This window comes from Pedosphaera parvula Ellin514 (genome assembly GCF_000172555.1).
Lineage (GTDB): Bacteria > Verrucomicrobiota > Verrucomicrobiia > Limisphaerales > Pedosphaeraceae > Pedosphaera.
This window is the reverse complement of sequence record NZ_ABOX02000029.1, coordinates 41,672-56,096: the sequence shown is the minus strand read 5'-3', so window position 1 is coordinate 56,096 and position 14,425 is coordinate 41,672. Positions and strand designations below refer to the sequence as shown.

The 14,425-nt window shown below is 53.3% G+C and carries 11 protein-coding genes; 6 read left to right on the top strand and 5 right to left on the bottom strand.

What is annotated here, in order from left to right:
• Window positions 1-289 precede the first annotated feature (289 nt).
• Window positions 290-2,488, bottom strand: coding sequence for an alpha-L-arabinofuranosidase family protein (locus CFLAV_RS32755; protein ID WP_160164622.1), 2,199 nt, complete (start codon window positions 2,486-2,488; stop codon window positions 290-292).
• 144 nt (window positions 2,489-2,632) lie between these two features.
• Here CFLAV_RS32755 and CFLAV_RS20035 point away from each other — a divergent pair, with 144 nt between their 5' ends.
• The 5 genes from CFLAV_RS20035 (at window position 2,633) to CFLAV_RS20015 (ending at window position 7,106) form a co-directional block, all read left to right on the top strand.
• Window positions 2,633-3,247, top strand: a complete 615-nt coding sequence (locus CFLAV_RS20035) for an RNA polymerase sigma factor (protein ID WP_007416640.1) — start codon at window positions 2,633-2,635, stop codon at window positions 3,245-3,247.
• A gap of 36 nt (window positions 3,248-3,283) precedes the next feature.
• Window positions 3,284-3,751: a dockerin type I domain-containing protein gene (locus CFLAV_RS20030; RefSeq protein WP_007416639.1), complete on the top strand. Its 468-nt coding sequence runs from the start codon at window positions 3,284-3,286 to the stop codon at window positions 3,749-3,751.
• The gene (locus tag CFLAV_RS20025; RefSeq protein WP_007416638.1) at window positions 3,748-4,185 is read left to right on the top strand and encodes a hypothetical protein; all 438 of its coding nucleotides are present in this window, start codon (window positions 3,748-3,750) and stop codon (window positions 4,183-4,185) included. The genes CFLAV_RS20030 and CFLAV_RS20025 overlap by 4 nt, the downstream gene beginning before the upstream one ends.
• 221 nt (window positions 4,186-4,406) lie before the next feature.
• Window positions 4,407-6,353 carry a VIT domain-containing protein gene (locus tag CFLAV_RS20020; RefSeq protein WP_050785874.1) on the top strand — a complete coding sequence of 649 codons (1,947 nt, stop codon included), beginning with the start codon at window positions 4,407-4,409 and terminating at the stop codon, window positions 6,351-6,353.
• Between the two features lie 9 nt (window positions 6,354-6,362).
• Window positions 6,363-7,106: a lipoprotein YafT gene (locus CFLAV_RS20015; RefSeq protein WP_007416636.1), complete on the top strand. Its 744-nt coding sequence runs from the start codon at window positions 6,363-6,365 to the stop codon at window positions 7,104-7,106.
• A 16-nt stretch (window positions 7,107-7,122) separates the two neighbouring features.
• Here the strand turns inward: CFLAV_RS20015 and CFLAV_RS20010 are convergent, their stop codons facing one another.
• The 4 genes from CFLAV_RS20010 to CFLAV_RS19995 all read right to left on the bottom strand — a co-directional run bounded on the left by CFLAV_RS20010 (window position 7,123) and on the right by CFLAV_RS19995 (window position 14,087).
• Entirely contained in the window at window positions 7,123-10,074 is a 2,952-nt protein-coding gene (locus tag CFLAV_RS20010; RefSeq protein ID WP_007416635.1) for a hypothetical protein, read from the bottom strand.
• A 34-nt stretch (window positions 10,075-10,108) separates the two neighbouring features.
• A complete protein-coding gene (locus tag CFLAV_RS20005; protein WP_237712429.1) occupies window positions 10,109-10,711 on the bottom strand; it encodes a transthyretin-like family protein in 603 nt (200 codons plus the stop codon).
• Window positions 10,636-13,047 carry a carboxypeptidase regulatory-like domain-containing protein gene (locus CFLAV_RS20000; protein WP_007416633.1) on the bottom strand — a complete coding sequence of 804 codons (2,412 nt, stop codon included), beginning with the start codon at window positions 13,045-13,047 and terminating at the stop codon, window positions 10,636-10,638. Before CFLAV_RS20000 ends, CFLAV_RS20005 begins: the two co-directional genes overlap by 76 nt.
• Window positions 13,048-13,259: 212 nt before the next feature.
• The gene (locus CFLAV_RS19995; RefSeq protein ID WP_007416632.1) at window positions 13,260-14,087 is read right to left on the bottom strand and encodes an SDR family NAD(P)-dependent oxidoreductase; all 828 of its coding nucleotides are present in this window, start codon (window positions 14,085-14,087) and stop codon (window positions 13,260-13,262) included.
• Between the two features lie 99 nt (window positions 14,088-14,186).
• Between CFLAV_RS19995 and CFLAV_RS19990 the strand changes: the two genes are divergently transcribed.
• Window positions 14,187-14,381 carry a hypothetical protein gene (locus CFLAV_RS19990; protein WP_007416631.1) on the top strand — a complete coding sequence of 65 codons (195 nt, stop codon included), beginning with the start codon at window positions 14,187-14,189 and terminating at the stop codon, window positions 14,379-14,381.
• Window positions 14,382-14,425 lie beyond the last annotated feature (44 nt).

Sequence of the window (14,425 nt, the reverse complement as noted above, 5' to 3'; positions counted from 1 at the left end):
CCCGCGCTTTCCGGGTTCGGAGTCCAGCCTTCAGGCGGTGCCTTTGTAACGATTCAATCTTCAGAAAAACCCCCACCCGCAAGGCTCCCAAACTATCAACCTCACGGTCCCAAGGCCCAAAGGGCCGAATTTAACTTAGCCCAGGCCATCGGCCTGGGAACTGTTCAACAATAGATTCCCGCTTCGGCCCGCAATTTTAAATAGCTCCACTCACGCGCCCGAAGCGGAACCCACGCGCTCAATCCCGCGCCGTCCAGAATCCCCAAATAACCTCCGCAAAAAAGCTCGTCTACTTCTTCGCCACACTCACCCGCGCAACCGTGTAAGGCGGCAAACTCACATGCAGTTTGCCATCCTGAACCGTAGCCGTGGAATCCACCGGCTTGATTTTCTCCGGCTCCAGCGAGGAATTGCTTGCCCATGGGACCTCTGCCGAGAGAATTCGGATTTCAGCTGAATTGCTACTCGAGAACCCGTTCACCTCCACGGCCACATCCAGCGGACAACTCCCGCGATTCACCAGCGAGAGCCATACATTGTCACTGGTGCGGGAAGCAATGGCGTCCAGCGCCCCATAACTCGTTGGCTTGGATTCGGCATTGCGCAGTTCAGGCAATACCAGCGGCGTCTTCTCCGCAGCGCAATCCACCTCCACCGGCAAAATCGTTGAGCCAGCCAGCGCCGCAAAGGCGCTTTGCGCGTAGTAACAAGGATTCGCATAAACGTGTTCGTGATGCTTGCGCAGTCCGCCACCGTGATTGACCGTCGCGGAGTGGGTGATAAGTTCCACAAAGGGCGAGAGGCGAACGGCAGCATGATAAAGCAAAACGTCATACAGGGCCTCGGCCTGTGTGCCGGGACCGACAAGGTTGCTCCCATTTAGCTTTTCGGGCTCCGAACCCGGCTTGTCTCCAAGCTTGGCGAACAATTGCAATTCTGTGACCGCCAGGTGCGGCGCGCTGATGCCTGCATTCTGCATGTCATGCTCCAAATTGCGCCAGCGATTCTCCAGCACTTCAGGAACACCCATGAAATCCCGGTACACATCCAAAGGATCAGCACTGCGGCTGACGGCTCCGCCGATGAGCGGGTGATCGGTGATGGTCTGCATATTGGAACGCACCGTGGATACCAGTGTGTCATTCCAATTCTTGCCCCAAAGCACTGGCGCACCGCAGGCATAAAGCCGGATATCCGGATCGGCCATCCGCATCGTTTGCGCGAACTGCAAATAACGATCGGCATAACCCGCAGCCGTGGTCCAATTCACCTGCCACTTGCCCCACATCTCATTGCCCACTTCCCAAAGCTTCACATTGTAGGGTTCAGGATGCCCGTTGGCCGCCCGCAACGCACCCATCGGCGAATCCGCCGGCCCATTGCAATATTCAATCCAGTTCGCTGCCTCCATCGGAGTGCCCGTTCCCGTGTTAACACAAATCATCGGCTCGCATCCCACCGCGCGACAGAAGGCAATAAATTCATCCGTCCCAAACAGATTCGGTTCCACACTGCCCCAGGCATAGTTCGGCAGAGTCGGACGCTTCTCAAACGGCCCCACGCCATCCTGCCAATGGTAGGCACTCACAAAATTGCCGCCCGGCCAGCGCAGGAGCGGCAGCTTGGAATCCTTGAGCAGACGAACCACATCCGGATCGGCCCCGTTCACATGATCGGCCGGGCGCAACAAAATGCGTTGCACCACAAATTGCCCCGGCGCATCTGCCGTGAGCGCCAGTTTGCAAGCCGCCTCGACAGGGACAGAGGCATCCAATTCGAGAAAACCTTTAAACCTCCGCCATTTGGGTGAGGCGCTGGTAATGTGGGCTGCCGCCGTTTTATTGGTTCCTGACGGCGAGAGTGTAATGGTGAAGTTGGTGATGTTCGGTGAACGCAGGAGTATTTCGAATTCGTACTTCCGAATGCGATGCAGCGGCAAATAAGTCCACTGGGCAATTCCCTGACCCGCTGCTTTGACTTCCACCCGTTGCGCCCGGCCAACATATGGGCCCGTGTCAGGGCTGGTGTCCACCGCATCGCGAGGCCCAACCCGCGTCCAGAAGGTGGCCAGTGCATCTTTTCGCGCGGTGACCAGATCCGCTATTTCGCTTTCCGGCCAACCGCTGCCCGCCGCGCCATATTTAATCTGTTGATCAATCGCCGAATCCTCGATGACGAATTTGGTGACACCGTCCGGCGTCATTTCACCGCTCCAAATGGGATAAGGGGCCAAGGTGGGATTGATCAACACTTGGGCATCCATGCCCTTGTAAATATTGTTGTGCAGATGCTCCGAGAACTTGCCAGTAATATAGCGCGGGATGACAAACGAGGAGGGTTGATTGGCCTGCACGCGCAGGGTGGCCACCGAATGATTGGTGGTTTCATGAAATGTGCGAATCGGCGCCTCGGCACCGCTGCGAATCGGCGCAAACAATGACGTCAAAAGCAAGCAGCCGCACCATACCGATAAACTAAATTTCTTCATGATCATTCTTTCAGCATTCAAACTCTGCACCCAAACCAAAACCCGGTAGGCGCATTCGACGCCCTAATTCTCCGTAAATTCAACAATTTTAACCCAACTACATTTTCCGTGAACCTTTTGAGCTGCCCGTTCACTTAATAGTTTGTGGACCAAAATGCAATACAGGCATTATGGCCACAGGTGCAGGCAAACGTGGGGAAGCATACAAAGCATCAACTCGAAGCGCTCAGCGACCTCGAACTCATTGCCAATATCAATGAGGGCGACGAGGCTGCCTTCGAAGTCCTGTACCATCGTCACAAGGATTGGGTCGTCAACCTCGCCTACCGCTGGACTGGCAGCCGCGACCTGGCATTGGATATCCTGCAGGAAGCTTTCTTCTATTTTTCCAAAAAGTTCCCCGGATTTCGCCTAACGGCAAAGCTCCAGACTTTCTTCTATCCCGTGGTGCGTAATCTCTCCATCGCTTCCCGTCGAAAATCCGAACGCTATCAATCCAATGAAGAGGAACAGCAGAGCATGGAGCAATCCGCAATTCCCGCGCATGTCACGGACGAAGGAGAACAACTCCAGTGGGTTCTCAGGATGCTTCCAGAAGAGCAACGCGAAGTATTGCTCTTGCGCTTTGTGGATGAACTAAGCCTCGCCGAGATTTCAGAAGCCATGGAAATCCCCTTGGGAACAGTAAAATCCAGACTGCACAACGCCTTGGAAACCCTGCGCCAGGATGTGCGCACGAAAAAAATGTTCGAGGAATGAACCTTTTAGGCCGCTCAACCACTTAATCAATAGAAGATGGACGAATCGCAACATAACGAGCGTAATGAAGAAAGAGAGCTGAAAGCTTCGCCGAAGCTCGCTCAAGCGCTTCGGTCGTTGCAGAAGGAAAGCATCTTCATCCCGCCTCAGGTGGACCAAGCGGTGCTGAAAAGTATCCAGCCACGCCTTGCCCAGATCAAAAAGCGCAAAGCAGGTTGGAATAGAACAACCCAAATACTGGCCATGGCAGCAGCTTTCGTGCTGGCAGGCATTGTCACAACAATCCTCCTCAATTCACGCCACTCTGGTATGGGCAACTATGCGCGCGAAGATTTGAATCATGACGGTCGCGTCGATATTCTCGATGCCTTCCAACTCGCCCGTGAACTCAAGAGTGGAAAAGCTCCCAAAATGGATCTGAATGCCGACGGGCACACCGATGCCGCAGATGTCGAAGTCATCGCCCGTCGCTGTGTCAGCCTCGAGAAAGGCGGCCATTCATGAGGACGCTGCTTGCCTTCTTTTTTCTGCTGCAAGTGTTAACCGGCCATTCCCAAACCACGAACACGATTCGTTTCAAAACCATCGATATTTTTCTGGATTCCAAGGACAAGTCATTGGCCGCATATCAGCTTGAATTCAAGTCGCGAACTGGCAATGCAAAAATCGTCGGGGTGGAGGGTGGGGAACATGAAGCCTTCAAGGAGGCACCGTATTACGATGCGAAGGCCATGCAACAGGAGCGCGTGATCATCGCAGCATTCAGCACAAACGCAGAAGGCAACCTGCCAAAAGGCAAAACACGCGTCGCAACGATTCACGTCCAGGTCATAGGGGACAAAGATCCTGACTACTCAGTCGAACTGGAAGCAGCGGCTGACAGTCAGGGCAAAAAGATTTCAGCAGAAACCAGTTTTGAACAAAGGAAAGAAAAATGAGAGTAATCAGACGGTTAACGAATATTTTCGGGCTGACGGGATTCTTGGGTTTGGCCATTGCAATGTGTCTGTCAGGGTGTGCAAAGAGGCCAAGTGCAGTCACAGGCTTGCCAGCTGGCGTTGCAATGCCTGCGTCAGCCCCGGACTCGCCCGTCGAAAATACAGTGCCGCTTACGCCACCTACAAGTTCGGAATTGGTAGAACCCGGTCCTATTAATATTATGAAAGCGACCGCTTTGCCTGGTCGCAGTTACGATAAATTGCAAAGTGAGGGCGGAGAAGAACTATGGGTCATTGCTCGGAACTCCGCTAAAGCGACTCCGAACGATAACAAGGAGCCAGGCAGCGGAGCGTTGTTGACGAAAGGGGAAGGCGAAAAGGAAGAAGTGCCACTGCCACTCCGACACACCGATGTCAAAGCATCCGTTCACGGCTATATCGGAACGGTGGATGTGCAGCAGCAGTTTCAAAATCCTTATAATGCAAAAATTGAAGCGGTCTACGTCTTTCCACTTCCTCACAATGCCGCAGTGAATGAGTTTGTGATGACGATTGGCGACCGGCACATTCGCGGCGTCATTCGCGAGCGGCTGGAAGCGGAGCAAATTTATCAGCAGGCCAAGAGCCAGGGTTACGTCGCCTCGCTGCTCACCGAAGAACGGCCTAATATTTTCCGCCAATCCGTCGCCAATATCGAGCCGGGCAAGCAGATCGATGTAAACATTCGCTACTTCCAGACACTGGCATATGTGGATGGCTGGTATGAATTCGTTTTCCCGATGGTCGTTGGGCCGCGCTACAATCCATCACATATTACCAATGGCGTGGGGGCGGTTGCACGCAATCAGGGCGGCACTTCTGGTCAGAGCACAGAGGTCCAGTATCTAAAACCCAGTGAACGGAGCGGGCATGAGATTGCTTTGCATTTGGATGTGGATGCGGGAGTGAGCATCGAGGAATTCAGTTGCGTCACCCATAAAATAAGTAAAACGAGCACCACTCCGGAACAGTTGTCTGTGGATCTGAGCGAGGGAGATCGCATCCCAAATAAAGACTTTGTGCTGCGCTACCGGATCGCAGGCGAGCGTATTAAATCCAATTTCATGGTGCATCGTGACGAACGCGGCGGTTATTTCACGATGATGCTCTATCCACCGAAGGAGTTGGGACAATTGGGTCGGGCACCGATGGAGATGGTGTTTGTCCTGGATTGTTCCGGCAGTATGTCAGGAGAACCGATCGCACAAGCCAAGGCAGCCATACGCCACGCGTTGAAGCAGCTTCAGCCCGGCGATTCTTTTCAGATCATCAATTTCTCTGAACACGCCTCACAGTTAGGCGCAAAACCCCTGGAAGCCACACCCGAGAATATCCGCAAAGGACTGGCGTATGTTGAGGCCTTGAATAGTGATGGACCGACCGAAATGATCGAAGGCATTAAGGCTGCCCTCGATTTCCCACATGACCCGGAACGGCTGCGCTTCGTCTGCTTTTTGACCGATGGATTTATCGGCAACGAAGCTGAGATATTGGCAGCGGTTCATGAGCGGATCGGAGCATCGCGCATCTTCAGCTTTGGTGTAGGCTCGTGTAACCGCTACTTGCTCGATCACTTGGCGAAGATGGGCGGGGGAGCCGTGGCGCATCTTGGATTGCACGACAATGGAGCCAAGGTGATGGACGACTTCTTCGAGCGGGTGAGTCATCCCGCCATGACCGACATCAAAGTGGACTGGGGCAATCTCCAAGTGAGCGAAGTCTATCCGCAACAAATGCCCGACTTGTTCGTCGGTCGGCCCGTGATCTTGACGGGACGATTCAGCGGTGCCAATACCGCCAACATTCGCGTGACTGGCAAGGCGGGCGTGCAGCCCATCGAGCTTAATTTCCCAGTTACCCTCGAGGACAGCGCAGGCAATGCGTTACCCAGTGTTTGGGCCAGAGCCAAAATCGCCGAACTGGCCGATAGAACCACTTACCAGGCCAATAGTGATCTTCAGGGAGAAATAAAACAGGTGGCATTGGATTACGGTTTGATCTCGGCCTTCACAGCATTCCTTGCTGTCGATTCCAGTCAGAAAACTGCCGGAAACGTAGGCACAACCGTGCCAGTCGCCGTCCCAGTACCAGAAGGTGTAAAATACGAAACAACCGTGCCAGAAAAATAAGGAACCCAAATGAACAACGAAAAGATGACGAAGGTAAAATGGATTTGCTCTGCAGCTGTGGTCATGGCGTTGGTATCAAGTTGTAGCACCACCCGATCCATTTCTGATACTGCCTATGCTCCCAGCCCTGTGAATGCGAGGAACTGCTTTCCTCCACATCCTCAAACCAGGGAGCTCAGCGAATTTGACGTGTTGGGCATCGAGCCAAACCAATCGATTTCAGAGGAAGAGATCGTGAGAGCCAGTGCCCGGGCCCAACGCGTTGCTTTGACCAGAGGGAATTCAATTCTATTGGTCCAATCCGGTGCGCAGTATCCGGACGGACCGATGATTTCGGATTTGGAAAAGAGTTTTAGAGTGGTTCCATTTACCGGAGTGGCCACGCAGACAGGGGAAAGTTATTCCAAAGTATTGCGCCTGGCTGCGGCCAAAGCCGGGGCGGACCACGTGGTTTGCTATTGGGGCATTTTGGAATCAGCAAGTGAAGGCGCCGCCACCAAGACCATCTCCTGGGTGCCGGTGGTGAACTGGGTGATACCAGACGAAAAACAACACATGCGCATTCGTGTGAAAATGGCGGTGGTCGACGTGCTTACCGGCAGCTGGACCGTTTTCAGTCCTGAGCCGGTTGAGTCGCAGGCCTGGAGCACGTCACCACGTCGGGAGGTTGTGGACCAGAAGCAGGTGGAAAAGCTGAAGGCCAAAGCGTATGAGGCCAGCGCCCGCGGGTTGTTGTCGCAAGCAGTCGATTAAGCCAGCGATGTTCTCTCTAAAGTCCCAGCTTTTGTTTGACTCTATCCAGCATGGGCGCGGGCGGTGGTGAATCGAGGGTGACTTTTCCGAGATCATTGGTGATTCCAGCTTCTGCTACGAACCAAGTTTGCAATTGATAACTATAATTTCCACCCGATCCCATGGGAGCCAACCTATTCAGGTCCAGTCTTCGTGGAGGGACGTTGGTAAAGGTAAAACGTCCCTGTGCATCAGTGGTGATGCGTCCCTGCAGGTTTACAAATGGAATTCCCTGTTCCCACATGAAGGGCATGTTCACTGAAAGAGGTATGTTCGCGACCGGCGTGCCGTTGCTATTTACCAAAGTGCCTGAAACGGCTGCCCACGGTTTAAGGCGAAGCTTGAGATTATCGCCTCCACGTTCCACCGATTCCTCCGCCCAACCTGCAGGGTGAGCAACAAAGATGGTCATTCCTTGAGAACGCGCGGCAAAGGAAAATTTTCCATCTTTTCCAGTGGTTTGCCCTGCATCGCGATTGCCGTGAGAGTTAAGTTTTGTCCCCGAGAGCGAAAACTGTTCGCGCAACACGCCATAAACCACAGAAGCTCCTTCCGCAGGCTTGCCATCCTGCAGGACCACGACGCCATTTGGCCCGGCTCCGCGTTTGAGGCGGATGACCAGATTGGAAGTGGTCATGGCGATGGGGTCCGTCTCTGCTGGTTCATAACCCGCAGCTTCGACGCGCAGCATGGGCGTGCTGGTGAGTGGAATGAACTCCACAAAGAAATTTCCATTGGAGATAGTTTCTGCGTGTGAGTAATCCCAGAAAGGCACCTCGTTCCACGGAATATTTTTCTTCTTTAAGGGCTCAAGCATCTGCTGCAACACGGGCTTTGGGGCTGGAGTGGCAGTCGTGCTTGGTGGCTTGCGGCCAGGCGTAATCTTGCTGACTGGAATTATCTTTCCGGTCTTATCATCAACGACTTGTCCGACGAGGAGGATGGGTGGTGGTCCTGCATAGGGTTCTGCACCGGAGATGGGACGACTTTGCGGCCAGTCTTGTGCCGGGAGTTGACCGTTCCCTGAGTTGCCGGAATTATAATTCGGCTGCCCTTTTTCGATAATGAGCAGCAGGTCGTCCTTGTCCTTTTCCATGAGGCCGGTGAGACGCCACGAATTCCAAATATCCATGCTGCGATTCTTGCTGGCGAGGCGCCAGCCCCCGGACTCAATGGACAAATTCACCTCCGCTTTTGACAGACCTTCAAAGACGAAGCGACCCTCGCCATCGACGTTCACCTCCTGAGAATCCCAGGCTTTGTCATAGCCGATGCGCACTTTCATCCCCTTCGGCAGAGGTTCTCCAAGACGGGTTTGCACTGTGCCCGCGAGGCGAAGTCCTCGACCTGCTGGCAGGTCGCCGAGATCTTTTGAATCGCCATGTGACCCTGATTGAACCATGGTTGGAGCAAGAGCGCCCTGGTTTTTAAGCGAGGACATGACGCCATATAGCCACCAAGTCGTCTGCGGAGGCAGGTGAGCGAAATTAAAAACACCATCCGGTCCGGTGGTCGCTGTAAAGTGACCGGCAAAGACTTCGGAATTGCGCTCCGAGCCTGCCACGCCGACGCGGATGCCGGCCAGTGGTTTGCCATCCTTCAATACACGACCATGGACGCTGGCGCCGACGCCCATTTCCACGTTTTGCGTGACATTGGTGTAGTTCAGCCAGAGTTTGGCGGGCGCAAGTCCGGGATAATGGATGTTCAACTGCAACCGGCTGAACGGCTCATCTCGTGAAAGGACGAACTCGCCATCCTTATCGCTCAGCACCTGATCGGGAAAATTATGAGAACCACCCCAACTTGTCCCGCCCTCGTAGCCTACACCGTCAGGCTCCACCAAAGCATAGGACAGAGCTTTGCCGTCATCACCAACCACCTTGCCGCGCAATGCGTATTTGCCAGGCGGCTTTTTGTTGGTCGCTGGAACGAGCCTGATTTCAACAGGGTCTGATTTTGGATCAGCAGCACTATAAAAAGCCGGGTCATAGTCATCAGCGGCAGCGATCAGACGGTAAATTCGATTATCTGAAACGGGTGGTAGTTTAAAACGACCTTCACCGTCCGTGATAGTTTCAAGACCGGCACCCGGGCCATCCGATGAGGCATCACTATCACTGGTGACGAACTCACGCGCTCCCACGATTCGCACCAACGCGCCGATCAAGGGCTGGCCTGATTTGGTTTTGACAGTGCCTTCAATGTTCGTGAGGTCACCCTTGCGCGGTGTCAAATCCGGGTAGGTATTTTTGGGAGGGTTGATCGTGTTCGGCAAGGGTTCGGCAGTCTTGGGACCGACACTCATGGCAATAATAATGAGCCCGGCGTTGTGTTTGGTGGAAAGTAGCGAGAGCGCGCGGACTTCCTTGTCTGGTGAAGGGTTGGAAAGCACCACATGGAACAGGCGGAGGTACTGATCGAACTTTGAGGGCGCTGCATGGTCAGCCTGCCAGGCTATGTGTGCGTCTTTATCTTTTAAAGCAGCGTCGGCCTTATGACGGGGACCATACCAGCTACGCACCTGATCACCAAAGCGAACCTCCAGGAAGTTGGTCGAACCGTCGGCATAAACGAGTTGGATTGTTCCGGCAGAAGCTCCCTGCTTTGTTCCGGTGGTGTCCGCTGCAGTGAGGAGATGAAGCTTTTCAAACTTCCGTCCGACTGCAATGTCATTGACGTTCGTGCGGCCGGGATGTGTCTTCTGGTAGGAGTTAGTGGCGTATAGCAGAATAGCTCCGTCTATTTGAAAAGGAACGCCATCCAGGACTTGTTGGCCACGAGGAAGCAGCCATTCGGCATTCTGGAAATCGAATGGCGAAGGGCCAACGTGCGTTTTCAGGTCGAGAGTTTGGATGGACTCGGCACGCAGAGACAGCGCCAGCCAGGATACAATGGTAAGAACCCAAAGCCATTTTATGCCTTTCATGCATTTCCTTTCTTTTCGTTAAAGCTGATGCCTGTTACAACCCAAGCTTCTGTTTTATTTGATCAATCATTGGCGCTGGTGGAGGCGTGTCATAGGTAACCTTGCCAAGTTCGTTCGTAACTCCCGGTGAAACGTCCAACCACGTCTGCTGTATCGAACTATATCCACCGCCAAAGCCGGACGTCTGCATTCTATTCACCTGGATATGACGTGGGGGCACATTGGTGAATAAAAAGTTGCCTTGCGCATCGGTGACAATTTTTCCCTGGATATGCATGATCGGATCGCCACGTTGCCAATTATAATCAATCGCAAGATCGAGCGGCACATTAGCTGCAGCAGTGCCATTGCTATAAACCAGGGTGCCAGTCAGGGTGGCCCAAGGCTTCAGGCGCAATTTCAAGTTGTCTCCACCGCGCTCAACCGATTCCTCGACATAGCCGGAAGGATGAGCGACAAAAAGCTTCAGGCCTTTTGAAAGTCGGGGGAATGAGAACTTGCCATCTGCTTTCGTGGTCAAAAACCCTTCCTTTCCGCCATACGAACTGACGGAAGTGCCATTCAGACCAAATTGTTCCTGGAGCACTGCATAAAGAATGGTGGCGCCGGATGCTGGTTTGCCGTCCGGAAGAAGCACAATGCCATTGGGACCCGTGCCCGGTTTGAGCGGATTACCAGGTTCGAGGTTGTTACCGTGACGGGTTCCGTTTCAATGGGCTCATAACCATCCGCTTCCACCCTAAGGATCGGACTGCTGGTCAATGGAAAGAATTCGACCGCGAAATTACTGTTGGTAAAGGACCCCTTGCGGTTGAATTGCCAGTAAGGCCTTTCATTCCAGGGAATGGTTTTAGTCTTTAACGGTTCCAATACCTGCTCCAGGAGAGGTTTGGGAGCCGGCGTGCCGGTGGACACAATGGGCGGCTTGCGGCCCGGGGTGATTCTTACCACTGGTAACGCCAGGCCGGTTTTGTCATCCACAACCTTTCCGGCGAGAATAATAGCTGGTGGTCCCGCTGAGGGTTCGGCTCCCGCAATAGGACGATTCTGAGGCATATCCGTGGAAGGAATTTGACCATTGTTCGATGAATTCGAATTGTAATCGATATTCCCCTTTTCAATTACGAGCAGCAGATCGTTCTTGTCATTTTCTATCAATCCAACCAGCCGCCAGGGATTCCAAAAATCCTCGCTGCGCATGTTGCCGCCAAATCGCCACCCTTGAGTCGAGAGGGATATGTCTGCCTCTCCTTTATGCAGGCCATCGAATCTGAAACGACCGTCGGAATCAACCTTGGCGGATTGGTAATCTGCGAAGAGATCATAACCCAGTTGAATAGCTACCGATTTGGGCAACGGTTCGCCGTGCAATGTCTTAACAGTTCCCGATAACGTGAGGCCTTTTATGACTTGCATATCACCGACGTTATTTGAAGCACCGTGAGATCCTGATTCGACCATCGTTGGCTGTATGGCTCCATTGGTTTTGAGTGAGGACATGGTGCCGGATAGCCACCATTTTGTATTGGGCGGAAGATGCGTCAGGTTGAATACCCCGTTGGAATCTGTTTTGGTGTAATAATTTCCGACATCATGCATGGAGTTTCGATCGGATCCGGTTACGCCTATGCGGATACCTGCGAGTGGTTGACCATCCTTGACGACCCGGCCCGCGATAATTCCACCCACACCCATTTCGACAGTGGTCATTTGATTCGTTGCATCCAGCCACACTTTGGCAGGTGCCAGGTTGGGTGCATGTACTGTGATTCGGACTTTCTCAAAGTGATCTTTGCGGGACAAAACTACTTCTCCATTTTTGTCAGTCATGAGCTGCTCCGGGAAGCCTTCACCACTTCCCCAATAAGACCCATTGCCGTCACCAACACCGTCGGGTTCGACAATGGCGAACGAAATGGGCTTGCCATCCATGTCCACGACTTTCGCGCTCGCCATGAATTTTGATGTGGCGGCGGCATTGGTTGAAGCGTTCAACCGAATCTCGATGGGATCGGATTTGGGATCCATTCCGCCGTACGTTGTGGAAGCAAAACCATCGGCAGATATAAATAAACGGTAGAACCGGTTATCGGGAAGGGGTGGCAGGACAAATTTTCCGCCCGAATCAGTCGTTGACTCCTGGCTGACGGCTGGAGCATCCATGGAGGATTCGGAATAACCCTCCTCGAACTGACGCACTCCGGAAACGACTACATGAGCCCCGGCGATTGGCGAACCATCCCGGCTTTTAACCATACCTTCTCCGCGAACCAGGTCCCCATTGCGGGGGCGCAAGTCGGGGAAAGGATTTTTCGGAAGGTGAATTGTATCGAGAAGCGGTTCCACCTTTGCCGGACCAACGCTGATGGCAATGAACATAAGCGAAGTGGGTTTTCCGGTGGACTTTAGAGTGAACGAACGGACCTCCTTGTCCGGAGAGGGATTGTTCAAGATGACGTGGAAGAGGCGGAGGTAATCGTCGGTGGTGGCAGCGGCAGAAAATTGGGCAATCCAGGAGACACGCGAGTTGGAGTCACCCAGGGGAGGTTCAGCCTTGTGCCAGGGGCCATACCAATTACGGATATGATCACCAAAGCGCAATTCCACATCGGCCTCGGTACCGTCAGTATAAAGCAGATGGATTTTACCGACTGCGGTTCCTTCCGGCGATTTGGTTTGGCCGGAAACAAGCAGATGCAGCTTCTCGAAGCTCCTACCCACTGGGATGACGCGAGAGTTGGTTGAAGCACTCGCGGCCTTGCCGCCTTTCACAAAGATCACACCGTCTATCTGGAAGGGAGTTCCATCAATTACCTGCCGGCCGCGCGGAAGCAAATAATCGGCGTTGATGTTTTGAAATGGCGACGCTCCGACAAATGCTTTGAGATCGACCGGTTGCAGCCCTTCGGCCAACGCGCCCAATGTGACGGAAAAACAGAGCGTCAAAAGCAAAAGAAAATTTAGTATCCGCATGATGCCTCCCTCATAAATTGATAAGCTGAAATTCCCCTGTTCCTGCGCACGTTAATTTTGCGACTTGCCCGACTTGTGCTAAATGGGAACTTCCTGAACAGGGTTATAGGGGAGAAATGATGGGTTGTCACCACTGATCTTCAAAGCTCGGAACCACTGGGCTTGTACGTGGTCTTGATCCAATTTTTACCATTTACCAAATGGGTTGAACGTTAAACGATGTCGGGATTGATCTCGTCTGGTTGCCAGAGCAGTCGGCCTTCCATGCCGCCCGCAACCACGAGGGTCTGGCCGGTGATATGGCGGGCCAGCGTATCGGAGGAGAGAAAGACGACTGCGTTGGCGATATCATCGGGTCGGGCGATTTGCGGAAGCGCCATGGTAGAGGTGACTTTGCGAACAGCTTTCGCATCGGTGAGCTTTGGGGCAGTGCGAGGAACCACAGTCCAACCCGGGCAAACACAATTAAAGCGGCCACCACAATAATCTGCAGTGTGGGGCGCGATGCGGGAGATTTCGTTCTTCAACGTCCGCGTCATGCCAAATGCCATGGCTGATTTGGCGGAAGCATAATCCGCATGACCGGCCTCACCGAATACGCCAGCCGTGGAGGCGATGAGCACGGCGTTGCCGCGTTTTTGACGGGCGACGATTCGGAGGAACTCGCGCGTGGTCAGGAAGGCCGAGGTGAGCACTCCATCCATGGTTTGGCGCCATTGTTTCAAGGACATTTCGTGCAGGGGAATATCGCGAGTCTCCCATGAGCCCGCGTTGGCGATCAGGTTATCAACACGGCCGAACTTTTTGGTGGCGGCGGAAAAAAGGCGCTTTACGTCTGCTTCCTTTGTGAGGTCCGCCCGGATAACCAGGGATTCAACATCCTTTAATTCCTTCCGCAGAGCCTCGGCCTGAGCGCGGTTGTTGCGATAATGCAACACTACTTTGGCTCCTTCGGCCGCAAACTTGCGGGCGATGGCTGAGCCGATGCCACCGGAAGCGCCGGTAATGATGACAACTTTGTTTGAAAGTCCAGAATTCATAATAAATATTTAAAAGAAATCTTTGAGATGGGGAGGAAAAACTTGCAGTGCCGGCTGCCTGCGTTGCAAGACTAATAACTGCCAAGTGCAGAGTTGACCATGGGAACGATCAAATGGAATGGTATCCACGTGGAACGAAGACGTAAAAAGCGCGTAAACAAAAAAAGACTAAAGATTGTCTTGTACTCTTTGATTTATTTGCTGCTGGCTGCGGTTTTGGTCTTCTCCGTGCTCTACATCTTGAACGGTCAGAGGCCGGGTAAGGTGCAGGAGCGGATTTTAAACGGTGAGTAAAACCGGACCGACTGCATGAACATGGTTTTTCCTGTCTGCAGGAC

Coding starts and splice junctions, on each gene's coding strand:
- CFLAV_RS32755 (WP_160164622.1), bottom strand. CDS start 2,488: ATGAAGAAATTTAGTTTATCGGTATGGTGCGGCTGCTTGCTTTTGACG.
- CFLAV_RS20030 (WP_007416639.1), top strand. CDS start 3,284: ATGGACGAATCGCAACATAACGAGCGTAATGAAGAAAGAGAGCTGAAA.
- CFLAV_RS20025 (WP_007416638.1), top strand. CDS start 3,748: ATGAGGACGCTGCTTGCCTTCTTTTTTCTGCTGCAAGTGTTAACCGGC.
- CFLAV_RS20020 (WP_050785874.1), top strand. CDS start 4,407: ATGAAAGCGACCGCTTTGCCTGGTCGCAGTTACGATAAATTGCAAAGT.
- CFLAV_RS20015 (WP_007416636.1), top strand. CDS start 6,363: ATGAACAACGAAAAGATGACGAAGGTAAAATGGATTTGCTCTGCAGCT.
- CFLAV_RS20010 (WP_007416635.1), bottom strand. CDS start 10,074: ATGAAAGGCATAAAATGGCTTTGGGTTCTTACCATTGTATCCTGGCTG.
- CFLAV_RS20000 (WP_007416633.1), bottom strand. CDS start 13,047: ATGCGGATACTAAATTTTCTTTTGCTTTTGACGCTCTGTTTTTCCGTC.
- CFLAV_RS19995 (WP_007416632.1), bottom strand. CDS start 14,087: ATGAATTCTGGACTTTCAAACAAAGTTGTCATCATTACCGGCGCTTCC.
- CFLAV_RS19990 (WP_007416631.1), top strand. CDS start 14,187: ATGGGAACGATCAAATGGAATGGTATCCACGTGGAACGAAGACGTAAA.